General features: G+C 68.2%; 5 protein-coding genes. All 5 read right to left on the reverse strand.

The features are described from left to right. Positions 1-55: 55 nt before the first annotated feature. Positions 56-1,084, reverse strand: a complete 1,029-nt coding sequence (yjfF, locus tag FNH08_RS41060; RefSeq protein ID WP_152776614.1) for a galactofuranose ABC transporter, permease protein YjfF — start codon at positions 1,082-1,084, stop codon at positions 56-58. Further along, a complete protein-coding gene (locus tag FNH08_RS41065; protein WP_322726289.1) occupies positions 1,084-2,196 on the reverse strand; it encodes an ABC transporter permease in 1,113 nt (370 codons plus the stop codon). Before FNH08_RS41065 ends, yjfF begins: the two co-directional genes overlap by 1 nt. Next, positions 2,193-3,731: a sugar ABC transporter ATP-binding protein gene (locus tag FNH08_RS41070; RefSeq protein WP_152776615.1), complete on the reverse strand. Its 1,539-nt coding sequence runs from the start codon at positions 3,729-3,731 to the stop codon at positions 2,193-2,195. The genes FNH08_RS41065 and FNH08_RS41070 overlap by 4 nt, the downstream gene beginning before the upstream one ends. A gap of 104 nt (positions 3,732-3,835) precedes the next feature. Then, on the reverse strand, positions 3,836-4,843 hold the full coding sequence (locus FNH08_RS41075; protein WP_152776616.1) for an ABC transporter substrate-binding protein: 1,008 nt from the start codon (positions 4,841-4,843) through the stop codon (positions 3,836-3,838). Positions 4,844-4,993: 150 nt separating this feature from the next. After that, positions 4,994-6,040: a LacI family DNA-binding transcriptional regulator gene (locus tag FNH08_RS41080; protein WP_322726290.1), complete on the reverse strand. Its 1,047-nt coding sequence runs from the start codon at positions 6,038-6,040 to the stop codon at positions 4,994-4,996. Between the last annotated feature and the right edge of the window lie 680 nt (positions 6,041-6,720).

The following is a 6,720-nucleotide window of genomic DNA, read 5'->3' on the forward strand; positions in this document are numbered from 1 at the left end:
CCGTCGCACGGCGTACGTGCGACGGACCGCTCCGGCCGGAAGCGTCCCCTTCGGTTCAGGTCTTCTTACGGGTCGTCATGGCGCGCTGGATCAGGATGAACACGCAGAGCAGCACACCGGTGGCGATCTTCGTCCACCAGGAGCTGAGCGTGCCCTCGAACTGGATGATGCTCTTGATCAGGCCCAGCACCAGTACACCGAACAGGGTGCCCAGCACATATCCGGAGCCGCCCGTCAGCAGCGTGCCTCCGATGACGACCGCGGCAATCGCGTCGAGTTCCATGCCAGTGGCGTGCAGGGGGTCACCGGACTGGATGTACAGGGTGAACAGCAGCCCGGCGAGAGCCGAGCAGAAGCCGCTGACCGTGTAGACAGCGATCTTCGTGCCGCCCTGCGGGAGGCCCATCAGCAGGGCCGACTGTTCGTTGCCGCCGATGGCGTACACCCGGCGTCCGAAGCGGGTGTAGTGCAGGATGTAGAACGCCGCGAGGAGGACGACCAGCGCGACGATGGCTCCGACCGACAGGAACGCCCCGCCCAGGGACACCTGCGCCTGCGCCAGGCTGCTCACCGAGGCGTCGCCGATGGAGATGGACTCCTTGCTGATGACCAGGCACAGTCCCCGGAAGAGGAAGAGGCCGGCGAGGGTCACGATGAAGGGCTGGATCTCGAAGTTGTGGATCACATAGCCCATCAGGAAGCCACCGAGGGCGCCCACGGCCAGCGCCATGGGGATGACGACCAGGATCGGCAGCCCCTGACGCTCCACCAGCCACGCCGTGAACATGGTCGTGAAGCCGATCACCGAGCCCACGGACAGGTCGATGCCGCCGGAGAGGATGACGAAGGTGGCACCGACGGCAGCGACCAGCAGATAGCCGTTGTCGATGAACAGGTTCAGGAAGACCTGCGGTTCGGCGAACCCGTAGTTCTGGTACCGGCTGAGGCCGGCGCCGTACATCAAGAGGAAGAGCAGAGCCGTCACCAGGACGGGCAGGCGCCGGTCGCCGAGCAGTTGCGCGGCCCTGGACTGCGATGTCGTACGGCTGTCGGAGGCCGTGGGGGCTTTCGTGGTCGTGCTCATCACGACACCTCCATCTTGGGAGCGGCCTCGGTCGCCGGGGCGGTCTTGGCCGGTGCCGCGGCGGGCCGGCCCGTGCCGCCGTTCGCGCCGGGCTTGGTGCCGAACCTGCCGCCGAGGACCTTGGCGCGGAACTTCGGGGACTGCAGCAGGCAGACGACGATGACGACGACGGCCTTGAACACCAGGTTGGTCTGGGTCGGCACGCCGATGGTGTAGATCGTGGTGGTGAGGGTCTGGATGACGAGGGCGCCGACCACCGTGCCACCGATGGAGAACCGGCCGCCCAGCAGCGAGGTGCCGCCGATCACCACGGCGAGGATCGCGTCGAGTTCGATCCACAGGCCCGCGTTGTTGCCGTCCGCGGCCGAGGTGTTGGAGCTGATCATCAGGCCCGCGATACCGGCGCACAGGGCGCAGAAGACATAGACCATGATCTTGATGCGGCGGGACCTGATGCCCACCAGGCGGCTGGCCTCGGCGTTGCCGCCGACCGACTCGACGAGCAGGCCGAGCGCCGTACGGCGGGTCAGCCCCACGGTGACGGCCACGACCAGGGCCACCACGAAGATGGAGAAGGGCAGCGTCAGCCAGTAGCCGCCGCCGATCAGCTTGTAGGGCGAGCTGTTGATGGTGATGATCTGGCCGTCGGTGATCAGCTGGGCCACGCCGCGCCCGGCGACCATGATGATCAGCGTGGCGATGATCGGCTGGATGCCCATCCTGGCGACCAGGAAGCCGTTCCACAGGCCGCAGACGACCGCGGCCAGCAGGCCCAGCCCCATGGCGAGCAACACCCCGGACAGGGCGCTCTGGTCGGCCTGGTCGCTGATGTACGAACAGGCCAGGGCCCCGGTGATGGCGACCACGGCGCCGACGGAGAGGTCGATGCCGCCGGTGGCGATGACCAGCGTCATGCCGACCGCCACCAGGATGAGGGGTGAGCCGAACAGCACGATCGAGACGAGGCTGCCGTAGAGGTGGCCGTTCGTCATCTTGATCGAGAAGAAGTCGGGTGTGAAGGGCACGTTGACGAGCAGCAGGACGACCAGGACCGCCAGCGGCCAGAACAGGTGGTGATGCGTCAGTGCTCGCCATCGGGAAGTGGTGGTCACTGGTGTTCTCCGCTCGCGATGGTCTCCAGGATCCGGCTGGTGGTGATCTCCGGCCCGTTGGTGAGCTGCGCCACCAGCCGGCGGTCGCGCAGGACTCCGATGGTGTGGCTGAGGCGGAGGACCTCCTCCAGCTCGGCCGCGATGTACAGCACGGACATGCCGTCCTCGGAGAGGGAGACCACCAGCTTCTGGATCTCCGCCTTCGCGCCGACGTCGATGCCGCGCGTGGGCTCGTCCAGGATCAGCAGCTTCGGCTGGGTGATCAGCCAGCGGGCGAGCAGGACCTTCTGCTGGTTGCCGCCGCTGAGCTGGCCCACCCGTGCCTCGGGGTTGGCGGGCCGGATGTCCAGCGCCTTGATGTACTTGGCGACGAGTTCGTCGCGCTGGGAGGCCGGGATGGGGCGGGTCCAGCCGCGGGCCGCCTGGAGCGCGAGGATGATGTTCTCCCGCACTGTCAGATCCGGTACGAGGCCCTCGGTCTTGCGGTTCTCCGAGCAGAACGCGACGCCGGCGCCGATCGCGTCGTTCGGGGCGCTCATCGAGACCTGCTTGCCGCCGATCGTCACCTTGCCGCTGTCCGGTTGGTCGGCGCCGAAGAGCAGCCGGGCCAGTTCGGTACGGCCCGACCCGAGCAGGCCGGCCAGTCCGACGACCTCGCCCTTCTTGATCTCCAGGTCGAAGGGGGCGATGCCGCCCGTCCTGCCGAGGCCGTCCGCCTTCAGCAGCGTCTCGCCGACGTCGGCGTGCAGCTGGTGCTCGTGGAGCTCGTCCAGCTGGTCCAGGGCCTTGCCGATCATGAGCTGGATCAGTCCGACCTGGTCGAGTTCGCTCACCATGTGCTCGCCGACGAGCGTGCCGTTGCGCAGGACGGTCATCCGGTCGCAGATCTCGTAGATCTGGTCGAGGAAGTGGGAGACGAACAGGATCGCGACCCCCTCGTCCCTCAACTGCCGCATCAGGCGGAACAGTTCGAGGACCTCACCGCGGTCGAGGCTGGAGGTCGGCTCGTCCAGGACCAGCACCTTGGTGCCGGACCCCTCGCCGTCGCTGTCGCCGGTGCCCACCGACCGGACGATCGCGACCAGTTGCTGCACGGCCAGCGGGTAGGAGGACAGGGGCGCGGTGACGTCGATGTCCAGGCCGAGCCGGTCCACCAGCTGCGCCGCATCCTGCCGCATCCGCTTCCACTGGATGCGGCCCGCGCGGGTGGGTTCACGTCCGATGAAGATGTTCTCCGCCACCGACAGGTTGGGGCAGAGGTTGACCTCCTGGTAGACCGTGCTGATCCCGGCCTGCTGCGCCTGCAGCGGGCTGCCGAACAGTACGGACTTCCCGTCGAGGGTGATGGTGCCGCCGTCGAGGGAGTAGACCCCCGTCAGCACCTTGATGAGAGTGGACTTCCCCGCACCGTTCTCGCCCATCAGGGCGTGGATCTCGCCGGGGAAGAGCCGGAAGTCGACGCCCGACAGAGCCCGTACCCCCGGAAACCCTTTGACAATGCCCGTCATCTCCAGGACGGGCCGCGGCTCTGCCATGGCAGCGCTCCTCATGGAATTCATGGAACTCGTATCGGCCCGCAGGGAGCCCCGGGACCGAGGGTCCGGTCGGCCGCGGGCTCCCTGCCGGTGGGTACCGTCGGTCAGTACTTGCGGGTCGGGAGCGCGTCCTTGGCCTGATCCTGCATGAAGTCGCTCTCCTTGGTCTTGATCCAGCGCTCGACCGTCTCGCCGTCCTTGACCTTCTGCACGACCTCCATCAGCTGGGGGCCGAGGAGCGGGTTGCACTCGACGATGGCGTTGATCTTGCCCTCGGACATGGCGACGAAGCCGTCCTTCACGCCGTCGATCGAGACGATGAGGATGTCCTTGCCGGGCTTCTTGCCGGCCGCCTCGATGGACTGGATGGCGCCGATGGCCATGTCGTCGTTGTGCGCGAAGAGCACGTTGATGTCCGGGTTGGACTGCAGGAAGGCAGCCATGACCTGCTTGCCGCCGGCGCGGGTGAAGTCACCTGTCTGGCTGACGACGATCTTCCAGTCGTCCTTGTGGTCGGCGTCCATGACCTCCTTGAAGCCCTTGGCGCGCTCGATCGCGGGGGCGGCACCGGTGGTGCCCTCCAGCTGGGCGATCTTCACGTTGCCCTTGTGGCCCGCCTTCTCCAGGACCTTCTCCAGGATCTTGGCAGCGCGCCGGCCCTCGTCCGTGAAGTCGGAGCCGACCAGGGTCACGAACAGGGAGTCGTCGGAGGTCTCCACGGAGCGGTCGGTGAGGACCACCGGGATCTTCTTGGCCTTGGCCTCCTTGAGCACCGCGTCCCAGCCGGTGACGACCACCGGCGAGAAGGCTATGACGTCCACCTTCTGGGCGATGAAGCTACGGATCGCGGAGATCTGGTTCTCCTGCTTCTGCTGGGCGTCGGAGAACTTGAGGGAGTAACCCGCCTCCTTGGCGGCCGACTTCACCGAGTCGGTGTTGGCGGTGCGCCAGCCGCTCTCCGAGCCGACCTGGGAGAAGCCGAGGGTGATCTTCTTGCCGCCACCGCCGGAGGACGAAGTGGAGGAGCTGTCGTCCTCCTTGGCGCAGGCCGCCAGGCCGGTCGCGGCCGCCACGCCGACTGCCGCAGTGAGGAAGTTTCTCCTGTTGAGCATGTTTCTTCTCCTTTGAAGAGCCGGCCCGGGGATGGACCCGCTGGTACTCGATGGGACCGGCCGCACTGCGTCCAGCCTGTCGATCATTGTTCGATATGTCGGCCGCACCGATCCGCACCGATGGAGGGAAGGCGACCGGTCGGTGCCGCGTCAGTCGGGAGTGCCTCCCGGTTGAGGGGCGTACGGAAAAGTACTGGCACGGACGACCAGTTGCGGTTCGATGGCGACCAGGGGCGACCCCGAGGGGACCCGGCCCTCGATGAGATCCAGCAGCAGGGCGATGCTCCGCTTGCCCACGGTCGAGAAGTCCTGCCGGACGGTGGTGAGCGGCGGAGCGAAGAACTCCGACTCCGGGATGTCGTCGAAGCCGACCACCGCGACGTCCTGGGGAGTTCGCACACCCGCCTCACGCAGTGCCCGCAACACCCCCAGCGCCATCTGGTCGTTGGCGACGAAGACGGCGGTCAGTCCGCGGCCCACCCAGCCGGCCAGTTCCTGGCCCGCACGGTAGCCCGACAACGGACTCCAGTCACCCCTCAGCGGCATCGGCGGTTCCACGCCTGCCTCTTCGAGGGTCGCCCGCCAGCCGGCGGTCCGGTCGGCCGCCTCCTGCCAGTCCTCGGGCCCGGCGAGATGCCAGACCTTACGGTGGCCGGCGGCCAGCAGATGGCCGGTGGCCAGCCGCGCGCCCAGGTGCTGATCCACGTTGACGCTGGGGATCTCCACGCCGGACCCGGTTCCCACGGCCACCACCGGGAAAGGGCGGCGGAGTTCGGCGAGGGCCTCGACCGCCGACCGCTGCGGGGCGATGGCGACGACCCCCTCCACCCCACCCTCGCTGAGGTGGTCCAAGGCCTCGGAGAGCTGCTCCACGGTCAGTTTGCGCAGGCTGACCGTCGAGACCAGGTACCCCTCGGCACGCGCCGCCTCCTCCAGCGCGAACAACGTGCTGGCCGGTCCGTAGAGGGTGGTGCCGGAGGCGACCACTCCCAGGGTCCGGGTGCGCCGGGTCGCCAGGGCCCGTGCGGAGGAGTTGCGGCGGTAGCCCATCTCCTCGATGGCGCGCAGCACCCTGGCCCGTGTCTCGTCCCGCACGTTGGGGTGATCCCCCAGTACGCGGGACACGGTCTGGTGGGACACGCCGGCCAGGCGTGCCACGTCGGCCATGGTGGGCGGCCGAAGTTGCGCGTGGGTCACGGCTGCACCTCCTTGGCGGTCGTCTGCCGATAAGACCTGCGTTGTGGGCGGATGATTCCGCGCTCCCGGCTTCACGCCGGGGTTCCGGAAAGCCCCACGACACCGGCCGGGGAGGCGAGTTGGGGTGCTGCGGGCACGACGCTCGTACCTCCTTCGATGCCGTTGGGTGTCGACTGGTGAATGCGGAGGTCATTGTGAGCGCTAACAATTCATGGCGGTCAAGAGGGCTGCAACCGGGAAGTCGTCACGGTTGGATAACGCGACCGGCGGGAGCGCTTGAGGATGCGGCCGGCCACGACGCACATCCCGCCCCAGGCGCATGCCGCGGCCCAAAGGTGTTGACGCGCGGTTCCTCGTGGCCGTACACCGAGTGGCGACAGGGCCGAACTGCCTGGTAGGGCCCCATTCCGGCAGCTCGGGGCGCCCACGTCGGCCGGCGCCCCCGACCACGGCCGCGAAGGCCGGACCGCACCCGGCTCAAGCCCGCGCCACGGGCGTCCGCGCCGCCTGGACGTCCGGCACGCCGCCTGGACGGAACCGACAACCTGACCGCCCGCCCGCCCGCGCGACGGCTCACGCGACGGACAGTCATCCGACTTGGACGCAGAGCGGTCCGTCCAACGCGTACCCCTACGTGCACCACCACAGGAAGCGCGTACATGTCTGCGAAGGGGCCGGGT

Source organism: Streptomyces spongiae (assembly GCF_009377185.1).
In the GTDB taxonomy this organism is placed as follows: domain Bacteria; phylum Actinomycetota; class Actinomycetes; order Streptomycetales; family Streptomycetaceae; genus Streptomyces; species Streptomyces spongiae.

Coding starts and splice junctions, on each gene's coding strand:
- yjfF (WP_152776614.1), bottom strand. CDS start 1,084: ATGAGCACGACCACGAAAGCCCCCACGGCCTCCGACAGCCGTACGACA.
- FNH08_RS41070 (WP_152776615.1), bottom strand. CDS start 3,731: ATGGCAGAGCCGCGGCCCGTCCTGGAGATGACGGGCATTGTCAAAGGG.
- FNH08_RS41075 (WP_152776616.1), bottom strand. CDS start 4,843: ATGCTCAACAGGAGAAACTTCCTCACTGCGGCAGTCGGCGTGGCGGCC.